At 59.6% G+C, this 14,949-nt stretch carries 13 protein-coding genes; all 13 read right to left on the reverse strand.

Annotated elements, in window-relative coordinates:
• Positions 1–223: 223 nt before the first annotated feature.
• A complete protein-coding gene (locus ACH0CP_RS16625; RefSeq protein ID WP_406889822.1) occupies positions 224–2,167 on the reverse strand; it encodes an NERD domain-containing protein in 1,944 nt (647 codons plus the stop codon).
• A 130-nt stretch (positions 2,168–2,297) separates the two neighbouring features.
• Positions 2,298–2,600 (reverse strand): hypothetical protein, encoded by a 303-nt coding sequence (locus ACH0CP_RS16630; protein WP_406889824.1) that lies wholly within the window; start codon positions 2,598–2,600, stop codon positions 2,298–2,300.
• Positions 2,597–3,796, reverse strand: a complete 1,200-nt coding sequence (locus tag ACH0CP_RS16635; RefSeq protein WP_406889825.1) for a helix-turn-helix domain-containing protein — start codon at positions 3,794–3,796, stop codon at positions 2,597–2,599. Before ACH0CP_RS16635 ends, ACH0CP_RS16630 begins: the two co-directional genes overlap by 4 nt.
• A 786-nt stretch (positions 3,797–4,582) precedes the next feature.
• Positions 4,583–5,116 (reverse strand): hypothetical protein, encoded by a 534-nt coding sequence (locus ACH0CP_RS16640; protein WP_406889827.1) that lies wholly within the window; start codon positions 5,114–5,116, stop codon positions 4,583–4,585.
• Positions 5,113–6,273, reverse strand: a complete 1,161-nt coding sequence (locus ACH0CP_RS16645; protein WP_406889829.1) for a toxic anion resistance protein — start codon at positions 6,271–6,273, stop codon at positions 5,113–5,115. The genes ACH0CP_RS16640 and ACH0CP_RS16645 overlap by 4 nt, the downstream gene beginning before the upstream one ends.
• Before the next feature lie 129 nt (positions 6,274–6,402).
• Positions 6,403–7,305, reverse strand: coding sequence for an HpcH/HpaI aldolase/citrate lyase family protein (locus ACH0CP_RS16650; RefSeq protein WP_406889831.1), 903 nt, complete (start codon positions 7,303–7,305; stop codon positions 6,403–6,405).
• A complete protein-coding gene (locus ACH0CP_RS16655) occupies positions 7,302–8,408 on the reverse strand; it encodes a cysteine protease StiP family protein (RefSeq protein WP_406889832.1) in 1,107 nt (368 codons plus the stop codon). Before ACH0CP_RS16655 ends, ACH0CP_RS16650 begins: the two co-directional genes overlap by 4 nt.
• Complete coding sequence (locus tag ACH0CP_RS16660; RefSeq protein ID WP_406889834.1) at positions 8,402–9,121, reverse strand: sucrose-6-phosphate hydrolase; 720 nt, start codon at positions 9,119–9,121, stop codon at positions 8,402–8,404. Before ACH0CP_RS16660 ends, ACH0CP_RS16655 begins: the two co-directional genes overlap by 7 nt.
• A 7-nt stretch (positions 9,122–9,128) precedes the next feature.
• Positions 9,129–10,349 carry a phosphoribosyltransferase domain-containing protein gene (locus ACH0CP_RS16665; protein ID WP_406889836.1) on the reverse strand — a complete coding sequence of 407 codons (1,221 nt, stop codon included), beginning with the start codon at positions 10,347–10,349 and terminating at the stop codon, positions 9,129–9,131.
• Between the two features lie 10 nt (positions 10,350–10,359).
• Positions 10,360–11,424 carry a DUF4236 domain-containing protein gene (locus tag ACH0CP_RS16670; RefSeq protein WP_406889838.1) on the reverse strand — a complete coding sequence of 355 codons (1,065 nt, stop codon included), beginning with the start codon at positions 11,422–11,424 and terminating at the stop codon, positions 10,360–10,362.
• A gap of 8 nt (positions 11,425–11,432) precedes the next feature.
• Positions 11,433–12,560, reverse strand: a complete 1,128-nt coding sequence (locus ACH0CP_RS16675; protein ID WP_406889840.1) for a S1C family serine protease — start codon at positions 12,558–12,560, stop codon at positions 11,433–11,435.
• Complete coding sequence (locus tag ACH0CP_RS16680) at positions 12,557–13,564, reverse strand: ATP-grasp domain-containing protein (protein ID WP_406889842.1); 1,008 nt, start codon at positions 13,562–13,564, stop codon at positions 12,557–12,559. Before ACH0CP_RS16680 ends, ACH0CP_RS16675 begins: the two co-directional genes overlap by 4 nt.
• 35 nt (positions 13,565–13,599) lie before the next feature.
• Positions 13,600–14,889, reverse strand: a complete 1,290-nt coding sequence (locus ACH0CP_RS16685) for a VWA domain-containing protein (protein ID WP_406889872.1) — start codon at positions 14,887–14,889, stop codon at positions 13,600–13,602.
• Positions 14,890–14,949 lie beyond the last annotated feature (60 nt).

Genomic DNA, 14,949 nt, shown 5'->3' on the forward strand with positions numbered 1-14,949 from the left:
TCCTCACCGGCGAATACCTCTGGCCGAAGGGTGCCGAGGCTTAGGGTGTCATTTCGCCCTCAGCCGGATTCGACCCCTAATATGGGACTTCTCAGCCGTTGCACCGCCCCCATCGCCGAGAGACACGTTGATGGGGGTACCCATCTTACACCACGGTCTGGACCCATTGATGTGGACTATCCCCATGACTACCCGAAGGTCATACGTATGCCGCACCTTAGGTTTAGCTGACCATCTCGTTGTAACGCCTGCCAAATTCTGCGAGTCTAGGCTCCGAGCAAACGACAATTATATGACTGCCAGCTGGATGACGCTTCAAGCGAGTGAGTGCAGCATAAATTGCGGTGCAGTTTTTATATTCGCGGATGCTAGCGATGTAAACTACGAGAAGCCGGGTCTCCCATCCTTTGAAACTGTGAAAGGTCGTGGCCTTGATGCGCGGTTGACCCATCCAAAATGCCATTTTCAGGCGGCCTTCCTTCGCCTTGTCATGTTCGTAAGTGTGGGCGATGTTGTGCTTATATCCTGTGTATGTTTCCAACTGGTCGACCACCTTTTGACCGTGATCGATTGAATCACAGAGAAACACGATGTCGCTGTTGGACGTGCTATTGTCTTTCACATTGTATTTCATTTGATGCACTGCATATGTGCACTTCGCGACGGCCTCCTGCTCTGAACATTGGATCCAGCGAACCGAGCTTTCGTCCAGTTCGAGGCTAGCCTGGTCACGTTCAGGCAAATCGCGCGATTCTGCGGGTAGGTAACGCGTGGCGAAGTCCCTCGCGAGGCCCAGGGCAGCGGAAGGGACGCGGTAGCCGACCTTGAGTTGGGCCCAGGGCCCCTTGAATCCGGCTCCCGACATCACCTCTTCGGTCCAGTTCCCGGCTGTGCCGTAAACGTCCTGAGTGACATCGGCGACCAGCACCATTTCACCATCCGTGCGGCAAATTTTGCGCAGGGCGTCCCACCACTGGGGCAGGAGATCCTGTCCCTCATCGACAAGCACGGCATCGAACTGTTCGAATTGGCTGAGCGCACGCGCAGCCTCTCCGGCTAAGCGAGGAACCTGATCATTCAGGATTGGGCCACTGATCGCACTGATTCGCCGCTTCTTCTCTTTAGGATCGAGGCTTGGATTATTCTGAATCTCGGCGATCGGCTTCATGATCTTGCTGTATCGATCGAGGAACCCCAGGTGTTCGATCCGCCTGTGCTGGCAGACCTGTTTGGACCACCCGTGAAAATGAGTGAACGTTACTCCGCTCATCGGCTTCGACACGGATCTGCCGTTCACGACGAGATCGCGCAAGCCGCGCACGATCATGTCATGCAGGTAGTGCCACAGCGTGATGTTGAACGAGACAATGAGGACCGATTTGCCCTCGCTGGCAAGCCGAGCGGCGCGACCGGCCAGCACCACCGATTTGCCCGATCCCGCTGGCCCTTTGATGCGGCGATAGCCCGATGGGGTTCTCGTGTTCGTCATGGTCCGCTGGTTGCTGTCCATGACCAGCGGTTCGCGCTGGGTTTTGGCAAAATCGGGTTCGACGAGCCATTTCCGCATGTCGGCAGCGTGATATGGCCGCATGACCGTTTGACCTTCACGTTTGAGCAAGGGGATCCTGCGTTTCAGGCCGCCTGCCATCATGTCTTCCTTCCCGGCGACGGGGAGCCAAGTTTCCCGGTTTTCCTGTTCCTTGTCGTTCAGAAAGCGCTTTTGAAGCTCCAGTATCTGGTCCCGGGGAGCAAATGGGAAGATCACGAGGGGCGTGATCGTGCCGAATCCTGCCTTTTCGGGCAGGCGGGGGCAGTATATATTGAAGATCGCTTCCTTGTATTCCTTGATCCTTGAAAACGGGTTGGGGATGGCAAATTCCTCGTCACCCTTTCGAGCGTAGAGTTCGGCGTGGCCGTTGTCTCGCGTTTTGATAAAATAGTGCATCGCGTCGAAGTTCCAGTCCTTCACCTCGATCACGACGATGCCGACAGTCGGATTAAGGAGCACGAAGTCTGGGCGTGTGCCGTTGAGGTGGGGCTGGAGGTAAATCTCCCAGGCCTCGTCCAGTTCGCGATCCAGTTGATCAAACACCAAGCGCTCGCCAGCAGTGAGCGGCTGCCTCAGACTGTCGAGTTCGTTCCGGGGAGGTTCGACGATACGGGACATGAGCAACCTTTTTCAGAAATTCAAAAGTGTGTTATTGCAAAAACCTAAAACGGACGTTTACCGGTTGTTTGCACGTGCTACTCCCGGTCCGCAGTACCTTCCTGGCACCTTCGGGCCGGTAGCCTCCCGATCAGTGGATCCAGGCGGTGGTGACGACGAGGCCGTTTTCAGCGACGATCACGTAAGCGCTGCGGGCGCGCTCAAGCCGGCGGGCGTCTGACCCGACCTGCTCGACGAACCGCCGCCAGGTGCGATCGGTGAAGGCATAGCTAAAGCATCCCCCACCTGCGTGGCGCTCCTGGCCGAAGTCGATGACGGCATCGATGATGTCTGGTGACATGCTGCGTTGCTGGCTGCGCAGCGCCGCGTGTCTGCTGAGTTTCGTGCCCGCGGCGGCGCACGAGGTGGGGCGGCGGCAATCGAACGGGTTCACTGGCTGCCTCCCTCGAACGCAGCCTTTGATGCGGTGCGATGCGCCTGAAGTTCCTCGAACCTCTCGACGTCAGCCTTAGTGCAAGGGTAACTAGGTTCGGGCTCGTGCTTGAACCGCCTACGGAAGGCGAAAGGGGCGGGGTACCGCGCGTCGTCAACGAAGCGGGTTTCTGCGAAGGGATTGGCACGGGCCTCCTCAATCGTCTTGTCTGAGTAGTAGGCCGGATACCATTCTGCCGGATGGCAAAGCGCTGCTGTCAGTTTCTCGTATTCCTGCGCCCATTCGGGATGCTCCAGTTCGTAGCCCTGGCGCCATTGATCGAGCTTTGCCTGGCTTGCTCGCCGCTGGTCCTCGAGCATCGCGTGGTGCGCGGCCGCTTGGTCGGCCAGATCCTTACGAATGAGCTCGGCCAGCTGGTTCAGGTCGCCCTTGTTCGCGATCTCGGCCTTGTCGATACTGGTGGAGAAGCGCACCTCGCCGCGGACCAGCCTGCGGGTGATTTCCGGATCTCCCTCGGCGACGAGATCAAGCAAGGCAACGTGGGGATTGAAGCCGTTGGCATCGGGCACATGGTCGGGCCAGTTTTGATCCCACATATCGATGCTGACCGCATTGTCGGTTTCCGCGACCATCCGGCGCAATACCTCGAAGAAGAGATTGCGCGGAAGAGCCGTTGAACCCTGTTCTGGTTCGAGCCCGAAGCATTTGTGATTACGGACTGCCTCGCGATCGAGGTCCAGACCTTCGACTTCGTCCGGGCTTCCAAACCTTCCGATGCGGATGCCCCGGTTCCTCGCTTCGCACTCATGCGCCGCGAAGAAGGCATCGTCATCGCCGGGGATCTGGAGCGCCCGGGCCGCGACGGTCGCGAACAGGATTGGCGCCAGTTCGAGGATCTGGGTCTGCGAAACGTTGAAAACTAGCTTCATGGCCGCGTAGGCATTGTGCGACGCTGCCGACACCCGGCCCGAAACGATGACGCCTTCCATGCTGTCCGCAAAGTCCGGGTCGAAGTCCTTGGGGCTGCAACCAAGCGCTTCGGCCAGCTTCACGATAGAGGCGCTCTTGGGTATCTGGTGGCCATTGGCCCAGCGACTGACTGAGCGCACATCGCACTGGATTTTTTCGGACAGCTGTTTTTGGCTGGCCCCACACGCCTTCATTTTCTTACGAAAAAGTTCCGCCTTAAATGCCATGTCACATCTTCCTCTGGGTGGTACGATGCCAGTAGTACGGCGGTGTGAAGGTCATTTTAAGATGGTCAATTTTGTCCTGTTTTCCCAGGTGTAAGAGGGTAATATTTTGGATATTTGCAAACCCGCATTGAGAAAGGACAAAATATACGACAATTAGGGATTATCCGGTTAGTTCGATCGAAATTCGCGCAAATTAACCGTACACGTTGACGACCGATCGGGCTGTTTGAGGTGGCCCCCTAAATGACCTGACAGGGTCTCACTCTTAGATAAGAGTGAGGCATATGACTGAGCATACGACCATGCGTTACACCGATGGCGAGGCTTGGTCCGGCACTGGCTTTCCCGATTGGGATCGAATAGCGGGACGCTCTCAGCCGTCCCAAATGGCGTGATGTGGGACATTTCTGCCGCTCCTAGATGATGTGTCGAATGGCAAGTCTTGCCAGGAGCCGACTTCCAGCGCTGCGCCAACCGGCTGCCAGATGTCGACCGAGGCTGGCCGATAGGCGAATGTCCGGTTCCGGACCGGCATATGGCGATAGCTGCCGTTTGCGCGCGTTGACTACCGGCCAAACTCGGCCGTTCAAAGCTATCTCAAAGAATGGCTGATCCGCTGTAACCCGCCGTTCGTTCACCGACGCCGTATCGGACGGACGACAGTCCGGCTCTAGGCTAGCAGTCTGGTGAGACTGTAGGAGACGGTTCCGTCCTGTGGGACGCGGCCGCCCGTATTATCCGTTGCATCATCCTAGCCGCCCTAAGTGGCGGTTAGGCCCAGTTCTCTCATCTGTCGAACGGATTGCTGTTCGTGTAGCGCTGGCTGATGAACTTCGTGTTGTTGGTGAAGGCGTCGATGTCGTGTTGGGCGAGGTTGCGCAGGATCTCGTCGATCTTGCCTTGCATCTGGTCTAGGCTCTCATTCAGGATGAAGCTGGCAGATTTTCCGGTTTTTCGGAAGATCTCGGATCTATGCTCGGATGGGATGTCGATGTAGCTCTTGATGAGCTTTGGCAGGTGCTGCTCGCGCATCTGGATGACATCAGCTTGGCTGAATCCCGGTATATGCTCCCGGTGCATCGCCTTCTCAGCTTCTGTGAGGGAGGCCAGGATGCGGGTGACGCGCCCCTTCGAACTATTGGGAACCCGGTCGTCGTCATAGTTGACAATGACAGGCGGGATAGCCGGTGACGTCGGCATAGCCGTTGGCGCGGGACTAAACCCGCTCACCAGTCGCCGGAAGAAGCCAGTCCCGCGCATACGGAGCACCAAATAGCCAAAGGTGAGGCAAAGGGATAGGAGAAGGAGAAGGCGGATCACGTTGCACTCAACAGCGGACTAACTTCGCTCGACCGCGAGGCGCCCTGCGAACGGGCGATATAGGCTTCGGCCTTTTCGCTCTCGTTGGAGAGCGTGGTGACAGTCGCCTTCATGCTGTCGAGAGCCTTCAGCTTGAACTCATCGACAGCATCCATGGTGGCGTAGATGTTTGCGAAGGCGCGCTGGAGAACCTCGACCTGGATCGTTGCCGAGGCGGCCTGCTCATGAATGCGGCTGGTGTTGTCGCGCAGCAGGTTGCCGGTGGAGTCGATGATGTTCGCCCTCGTCGAGTTCAGGGATTCGATCTGCTGGAGAACGAGGCGTTGGTTCGTCAGGGCCTGCGCAACGGTGACAGCCGTGCGGAGTGCGCTGATCGTGGTCGTGCAGGCGCGATCGACGCCCTTGATGAGCTCAACGTTGTTCTTCTTGATCAGATCGAGCGCGAGATAGCCCTGAACCGTCACGGCCATCTGCGTGAGCAGATCGGTCTGTCGCTGACGAACATAGAACAGCGCGGTCTCGCGGATGGCTTTGGCCTTCGCAGGATCCGCGTGGTCGAGATCGTTGGCCTTGTCCCCAAGCTTGGTGTCGAGCGATTTGGCGATGACGATCATCTGCTCGAGCTTGCCCATCAACTCCCACATCTTGGCGCGCTCACTGTCGACCGCGATGTTATCCTGCAGCAGCTCGTCCTTGCCGCGGGTCAGGGCGCTCAAGATGCCCTGGATGTGTCCCTGCGCCGACGTGTAGCGGTCGAAGTAAGCCGTCAGTTTGTTGCCGATGGGAATGAGGCCGAGCAGCTTGCGCGGCTTGAGGAGATTCCCTTCACGGCTAGGATCGAGCCGCTCGACAACCTGGCGCAGCTCGACCAGGGAATTGCCGACGCCGCCGTCGATCGACTTGGTTGAGCGATCGAGGAAGCGGTTCGACTGTCCGGCGAGAGCGTTGATTTCCTTCTGACCGATGTTCGTCAGCTGGTTCACCTTTGCACCGAACTCGGGGCTCTGCGCATCTTGGACAAGCAGGTCGTTGACGAAGCCATCGACCTTCACCTCCAGCTGAGAGCGCACATCGTTCGCCACCGGTACGAGACCCGCTGCTTTCTCGACGAGGACAATTGCGACAGGATCCGGAGCAGTAAGGGTGAGATCGGTCATGTTCTGCTTTCGCGTCGGCCCCAGAGAGCATTGAGACAAAAGTCGCTAGAAAGCGCTAGTGGCTAAAGTCCAGAAGCCTCATCTCAGGGCTTCCAGATACGCCTCAAGCGCGCAGAGAAGGCCTTCCTTTTAGGCGACCATCACTGCCCGCAGATTGTCGTCCTGCCGCACGCCGAAGTGGTGAGCACGCTCGATGACTGTCCCCGCCCACCGGCGATGAGTTGCCGGCTCGCACATGCTGCCGCCGGAGGCGAACACCGCGCGGGCGTTGACGTCGAGGATGGAGCGCGCTTCGCACAGTTCTGCGGCCGACGGCTGGAAGCAGCCGTGGATGACCTCTACCTGGGACGGATGGATCGCAGTCTTCGTGAGAAGGCCGTGCTCGATATCCTGCTCAACTTCTTCACGGAGTAGGTCGAGCGAACTGTAATGCTCGAGCACCGGTGCTGAGACGGCAAAGCCGGCAGGAATGAACGTCGATACCAGATCGCGAATGACGTTGCCGAGCGGTCCGTCATACGCCGTTCGATACTTCGACCGACGAACGCCGAGCACGTTCAGGATGTCGTTGCCGCCGGTACGGATTGCCGTGACGCGATCGCTGAAAGGTTCGAGCTGGCGGCACAGTTGCTCAAGGGCGCGACGGTCGAAGGCTTCTGGACCTTCAATCGTAGGCATGAAGCAATGCTCATTCGTCGTCATGGGTGCGAGCCAGTGTGCGATGTTGCCCGTGTCGACCTTTGGCATGACGAAGCCGTTGATCGCATGGATGTTGGAGAGACCTAGCATCGAGTGCATCATCGAGATGTCACGTGGGCGCACATAGACGGTCAGCCGTTCCGGCAGATCGGCGATGATAGCGAGATTCTTGACAAAGGCGTCTATGCCATCGACCACCTGGTCTTCGCGAAGGGAGTCCTCCAGGCAGATGACAATCGAGCGCAGCGCGTGGTGTTTGCCACGAACGATGTCGATCAGGTTCGGACGAAGGACTGGGACGTAGAGCGTTGCCCCAAGAGCGATGGCGTTCATTCTTGATCGCCTCCAACTTTCTTGATGATGGTAACTGCTCGATAGGTGAACAGATCTCTCCGCTCGATCGGGACGCCAGACTGGTTCGCGATGTGAATCATGTGCTGGACCTCGGGGTCATTCAGATCGCTGAGGTAGAGCTTGTCGGGAACGCGCCGCAGGATAGCGCGGGTCGCCTCGGCGATGCCTGGCTTGATGCGATTAACGTCGCCGACGTCATCCTTGGCCATGAGCTCACGAAGCATGCGCTCACAAGATGCCTGCGCGGCCGCGGCGCTCACGGGAGTCCAGTCGGGAAGACGGTCCGAGAGCGTTGGGGCGCTTTCAATCGCATGGATGAATGCTGCACTGATGTCGGCGTGAGCGAATTCGCTCATGTACCGGCAGGCATGAAAGTCGCCTGGGCCGACCACGTCATCATTCAGAACAGATCGGCTGATGAGCCCGGAAGCGATGCCATTGAGCAGGCCGCTCGGGATGACATAATCTTCGGTAGTTGCTGCGAGGTGCGCGCGGCCGGCGGGATCTGCGATTACCGCTAGGAAGGCTTCGAAGCCGAGGTCGTTCTCGCGAAGAGAACCTAGCAACTGCTTCGTAATGGCCCCCTTGCCCGTCCAGCCGTCGACGAACAGGGTCGTCTCGACCCCGTGTCTCTCTTTGATGAAACGCAGGGCATTTTCATCGATGCCGCGGCCGCGGATGATGCTGACGGAGTAGTGGTGAGTGGTGATACCAATCCGTTCGAGTTCGCGCTTCAGGAGCACGCCGATCGGCGTGCCTGCGCGCGCCAGCGAGACAACCACGCATTCGCGGTTGGTCTGAGGACGTGTGGTAATGCGCGCGGCGAGATGGTGGATGTCCATCTTCAACCGCGAGGCGTTGCGCGCAAGGGCCTCCGCATAGAGCGCCATATAGCGCTCGTCCGGGACCTTCTCGGCCGACAGCATCTCGGAATAGTGCTTGGCGCCGGACTGGATCAGCAGCTCCTTCTCGTTGACCGGCGTCGGATCGATGTCGACGGGCTTCAGAAGGATCTGCACGTCGCTCGGATCATAGCTGCCGGAGAAACAGGTAGCCGTGGCTGGATGATCAGCGATCAGCACCAGTTGCTCTCCTTGATCACGCTCTTCCAAAGCTGCGAGTTGGTGGGCGTCATTGCGAAGTCGCAAAGGTCCATGAAGCCCACGTCCGAATGGCTGTCGCCGGCCCCGATGATGGGAACTTCGCCATCACGCTGGCGGACAATCGCGATCAGATAACGCACGGCATCGCGCTTGTTCAGCCAGCCGGGGAGGAATGCCAGGTTGTTGCCGTTTCGGTGAACGCGCCAGCCTTCCGGGATAGAGGCCTGGATTTGGTCGAGCGACGCGCCGTTCGCGACATTGTCCTTGATCACCACGTAGAGATCGAGGCCATTCTCGGATACGATCCAGTGGCGGAAGGTCTCGGCATCGAGGCCGGCGGTCATGCGGTGATAGACGTCCTGCACGCTTTCACCCACGGCGGCCGCCGTTTCGAGGATAGCGTGCCATTTCTTGTCGACCTGGCCGTCGGCAAGAATGATGCAGCCGCCGTTGGACGTGATAGCCGGCTCCTGCTTGATCTTGACGCGGCCAAGAACCTCACGGCTTCGGGCGGTGACCGGTACCACGACGCCATTGTTGAGCCACGCCATGAATTCGGCCTGCTTCGTGGTCGCGTAGCCGCTCTCTGAGCCGTCGGCGAGGAAGCTCATAGGGGTGAGCTCGCCATCGCCCGACGGGCACTTGCGACGGGTCTGGAACAGCGTGTCGTCGAGATCAGTCAGGATCAGCATGATTGGCTTATCTCTTTTCATATGTGCAAAGGACCAATTCGGCAGGAACATCGGTTCCAAGGTCTCTCACAGAGAGCACAGCTTCGTCGGCCTGGTGCCCAGGGATTTCGCAGGCGATTATGATCCTATCCGGTCCATGCTGCAGGATGTTGTAAAGGAAGCACGGGGCCCCCGATCCGTAAGCGTCGGTGAACCGCGAGACGGTCTTCATGGCATGGCCAAGCGTCGCGGGCGTGCGGGTGATGCTCTGGACGGCAGCGACGCCGCCCTGACGTTCGATCTCCTCAGCGATCAGCAGGGCCTCATACGAATGCTCGCCGTCGCCCAACACAAGGATACGTTCGCCTGACGACGCCGTGACTGGCAGGCGATTGGACGCTTCGGCGCAGCGCAAACCCGACCGGCTGCGCATTCCGGACGACGGCGCGGCGCCCGTCCCGTTTGAACCGGCAGCAAGCGGCGGGGCGGTGTTGGTGGCCCCGGGAGTCCACCTCATCGTGCCGGCGATGATGGAGTGGCCAGTGGATGGCAGTGGCATCCGTGAGAGATATGCGCCGCCGCTCCAGTCGGTGATGCAGCATGTCTCTACGCGCTCGAGATGCGGCATGGCGTCGCGCATGCCTTCAACGCCGGAGACGAAGGTGTTTCCGGTGCTGCATTCGTCATCGATGATCACGAGGGTGCGAGCATTGCGCGCAGTGGCGAGGACATCTTCATCCGTGATCTGGACCAGATGCGAGGTGGCGTGGCTGTGCCCCTCTTCGAAGCGGGCGATCGTCGTCGCGCCCTCAACGACCTGGCGGGAGGTCTGGAGATAGATCGAGAGGACATCGGGATGGCGCGCCTGGTAGGCAGCGAACACCCCCTGCCCCAGCGCTGTCGCTGTTTCAGCCATGCCGAGGAAGGCCACTGGCTGAGATAGGTCGTGGGGCAAGGAAGCTGCGAGCTGACCCATGGTTTGACGCATGTCGGCCGGGCGCGCGGGGAGATGCCGCCCAAGAACCTTGGAGACGATCAGGAAGCCACGCTTGGGGTTTGCGCGCGCAGCGAACTCGCACAATTCGGACAGGTCTGGGCCCGCCTCGACTTCGAGAGCCAAGGAGCCAGTGGGAAGCTCAACCTCGTGGGTGCGACGCGTCTCCTGTTCAGCAGGAGCGCGAATTGCGCTTGGCATTAGAGTTTTCTCCGTGAGCACCGCGTTACGGGCCAGAATGAGATCATTGGTCACGCAAATACCATCAGCTTAGGGGCGTTTGCACGAGCAGAACGCCGCGAGCATTTGCCTGTATTTTTGCACCGAAATGCCGGAGGAGGTTGTGGGGATCGATTGAAGCCATCTGGCTTCGATCGATCCCGTCCCAAGCACTTCGACTGACTTCTACGATTGCGACATACTCGTCATCGACATGTCCCGTGGCAGTATTGCGCTGGGTGTACGCCGAGACAGCAACCGATCGGATCGCATCGGACGTTGCCATGGCATGTCCGATCAACCTGACGATGATCGAACATACGTGATCAAAATAGAATCCTGCGACTTCCTTTTGAGACACTGGCTTCTCTTCAAGACTGAGCCGGGTCATCACTGCTTTCCAGCGGGTCGTTGGCATGTCTTCGATCTCAGGGAGATCAACGTCGAGGAGGAGGCGCCCCTTATGGAACGAGATTGCTATGTTGGTCTCCGCAGGCCACTGAAGATCGCCAAGCGTCTGGAGAAGACCGTCGGCGAGCTCGTCAGCGCCGACCTCACCGTTTGCGCGTGCGGCGTTCCAGGTCATCAGAGCCTCCATGAAGGCTTCTTGCGACGGATATTGCTCCCGCTTCGGCTTGCCCATGTCCGAAGAGCGCAGCGTCTGCGTGGTGACGGGAATGTCGTGATGAAGCCGGCGGAGGCTATCAATCACATCGTTGCGCGCGGTTTCGCGGTCTTTGAGGAAGGTCTGGATCTCGTCCTTCATCGCGGCCTTGGCTGTCGAGAGGAGCGACGCGTCCAGTGGACCGTTATCCTGATTGAAGAAGTGGACCGTATCATCGACCAGTCGAACGGTAACGGTCTCTGGCATGCATAGGGCCGAGCGGCCACGGCTCGCTCCAGAAGCGCTGGAGGACCCACCCGAGGGCTGATCCAGGCGCTCTCGCCAGCTGAGGCCGGTGCCTGGAACGCCAACATTCCCGTATACGCCGCGCTTGCCTAAACTTACCGAGGTGCCGCGTGGTCCGACGCTCAGGGATGCGCCGCCCTTGGAGAAATTGATCCTGACACCGGGGAGGATCTGGATGCGCTTGGAGAACCGAAAGCCCATGAGTGACCTCAAGCCAAGACGATGATGCTGACGACGGATTCACGAAGGCGATCGACAACTTCCCGGCGAGTCCCGCTTCCCAAGGGGCCGATCGACGGGAGGGGCTTGCCGGTGGCCGCGACCATCTCAAAGACGAGCGAGGCCCGGATGCCGAAGTTCACGTTCTCGGAGATGCTGCCGCGCTCGCGCATGTTCTCGTGGGCGAGCGACGCGGAGGTGATCCCTACCAGATTGCCGAAGTCGTCGATAACAGCGCCGCCGGACGAACCCGAGGCGATCGGTGCGGTGAACTGGAAGCGGGAGATGTCCCCGGCTTTGCCGCTCAGGCCAGACACGTTGCCGGTGGTAACTTTGAGATCAGCACCCAAGAGATCCATAAGCGGATAACCCGACGCCATGATGCTCTCGCCGAGCCAGATTGGCGTGGTCAAACGAATGGGTAGCGGTGTGCCGCCGACGTCGCCCTGCAGAAGAGCAAGGTCGTGATCTTCGTCGACAGCGATCAGCGTCAGCGGGTTGTGAGTTCGACCTAGTTGGAAGCTTCTGCCGGCTTCGACGACATGCGCGTTCGTCACGACCAGGTTGTGCCCGACAATGACACCGCTTCCGCTGGCCAGTGCTGAGCCAGGCGTGCCGCTCGGGCGCCGCGGACGGGAATTGTGGTCTCGCACCTCGTCGGGCTGCGACGAGGAAGATCGCCGCGGCAGCTGAAGGTGGCCAAGGTTACGTGCGCGCAGGTAGGCGTCGGCGCCGAAGGTGAAGCCTTCGTTGGACACCTTGAGGCGGAGCTTGCCGGATTTCGCATAGACCCCGGCGAGAATGACCGCTGCCAGGCTCTGCGCTGGTTTGGGTAGGGAATACCGCTGGCCGTTTATCTCGAGATCGAGCGGGTAGCATGGATTTACGAACCCGCCATCCCGATCGTCAGTGATGTAGGCCACCACCTCATAGTGCTCACCCGGATCGGCAAATGCGGGAAGATGCCATGCCCCTAGCGAATGCCGTGACAGCGGTGTGATGGCCCCATTTGCGGCGATTGCCGCGACAGCGATCCGAGTATCGTTGCCGGCGAAATGGAAGATGCCAGAAGCGCCCTCAGAAAGCTCGATCCGCTGCCCAGACTGGAAGCTGCTCATGCGGCAAGCTCACGTGTGCGCGGACGCACGCTCGTCTCGATCTCGACTTCGAGGTCAATATTCGGCTTGCTCACCATGTCCGGTGTCAGGCGGCCGGTGAGAAGGCCGCCCCACTCGGCGAGGAGGGCAGATCCGAACTGCTCTGCATAGACCGAGCCGCCGGCGGGCCGTGCGTTGATCTCGAGAACCTTCCAGCTGTCATCGCTGGCCTTCCGGAACTGGATATTCACCACACCATGGAGCTGGAAGCGAGAAACGAGGCTTTTTGCGTCGTTCTCCAGAGGATGGCTGGACTGAAGCCGCTGGCGCGTGCCGTTCTTGGTGCGCGCGATGTATTTCAGCGCCAATCCCTCATGGGAGAGGATATCGAAAGACACCTCTGGTCCTGGGAGGAAAGGCATGACGACCTGAGGTTCAATTTCAGCGGTGGCTTCCGCAGCCCGCAGGGCATCAAGATAGATATCCTGGCGGATGCGACGTGCATCGGGATCCATCAGGTGAGACAGAGGATTGGCTTTGGTGAGCGTCCAAAAGCCCTGACCATTCACGCCTTCTCGCGGCTTCACGCATGGATCGACGTTGTCATTCGTGGCGCGGAAGCGCTCGACGATGCGAGCGAGATCAGCAGCACTGTGGGCGGTGAAGGTCGCGAGATGACAGGGCTCGTTCTTCAGCGCCTCCGAAAAGAGGAACTTGTCCTCGAGGAGTTCGAGGGTGTCCAGATCCGCCGGGAGGTGAACACGGCACGGAAGGCCGCCGCCGGCGAATAGGTGCCGCCGGGCTGTCGGCACGAAGACGTCGATCTCGTGATCGATGATCTGCCGACAAGCCCAGGCGAGGTAATCCACTCCCTTCGCTTTTGGCTCAACCCAAGTCTGCGAAGGGCCTTCGTAGATCGGTTTCCCTTCGGCAGTGCTGACGATGACCTCGAGGGCCGGGTCGGCGGCCATCATGGCCCGGGCGATGGGAGCTAGCGAGAAACCGCGGTTGAACCAAATGCGCATGGTGTGCCTGTGCAGGAGGGAGTGCAGCGGGAGGATCAGCGCAGAATATTGTGTTGGCGCGCGTCCTTGAGCCACTGCGGAAATTCGAAGAGGATCCGCTCGTAGAGCTCGTCGTCGCTGATCTTCGTGAGGTCGTCGACGCTGAAGAAGCCTGCATTGTCGACCACGCGGCCGGGCAAGGTATCGAGCTTGCGCAGGATGCCATAGTTAGCCTTGCCGACTCCAACGAACTGCCAGAAAATTGGGCGATTCGAGGTGCGGGTCAGGATGTCGGCGATCTCGGCGGATCGGGTGATGCCACCATCGGTGACAAAGATGATAAGCAGTGGTTCGGTACGAACTGGGGGCTCTTGAGCGAGGATGGCGTTCATGACCAGAGGCTCATTGTTTCCGTAGCCGATGGACTTGCCGCCCCTGGTCCGAGCCCCTCCAAACATACCCTTCTCCCCAGTGGGTTGTGCGCCGATCTTGGCGCCCGGCGATGGGCAGGTGCGGGAGACAAAACCTTCAAGATTGGTGGCGGTAAGGTCCTCTACGCGTTTGCACTCGGATGCGTAGAACCAAGTCGGCATGACGCCGTCTTGGTCGAGACGAAGAGATACCGGAGCGAGACGCTCCACCGTCTCCTGCACGGTGCCATCGGCGTATAGCCCTGCCATAGATCCGCTGGCGTCGATGACGAACTTCACCTCGGCCATTTCGTGCTCGATGCCGAGCTTCTTGAGCGTCACGCCAACCTTTTGCTTTCGCAGGTCAATCTTGCTCAGCGACACCGGCGGGGGAGGCGGAGGCGGAGCAACGGGTGATGGCGCCGGCGGAGCTGCAGCGGTGGGCTCATCGGCCACTTCGCCACCAAGGTGCTTCACGAGATCGGCGAGGCCGCCGGAAAAGCCTTGCACGACAGCCCCAACACGCCACGTGCCATTATGCTGGTACAGATCCAGCAGCATCAGGGCCTTCTCGTCGCCAAGACCGGCGAGCGCGTTGATCTGTGCGGCGCCAGCGATCTGTACGGAAAGCGCACGAGCTGAGCGAAGCGGCATGTTGTCGTGAGTGGCGGTGATCGAGATGCGATCGATCGACTGCGGCAGTCGGTTGAGATCAACGATGATCGATGTGGAGTTGCCGCCCTTGCGGAAGGTGATCGCACCTTCTGGACTGCGCTCATTGCTGAATAGGATGGTGTAGCGGTCGTCAGCGATCTTACGATTGGCGTCGAGACCAAAGGCAACGATGTCGATGTCCGACGGCTCATGGGTGACGGCGATCTCGATCATCCGGCTGGTCGTCAGGCCAGATACGGCGCGCTTCTCGCCGGGGGTCATCGTCTTCAATGGCCTATTCCTATCGGTCAGAAACTGAAGAAGGCCGCCAAGCTTATTCGG

It is taken from the genome of Sphingomonas sp. 179-I 2A4 NHS, assembly GCF_045369135.1.
Lineage (GTDB): Bacteria > Pseudomonadota > Alphaproteobacteria > Sphingomonadales > Sphingomonadaceae > Sphingomonas.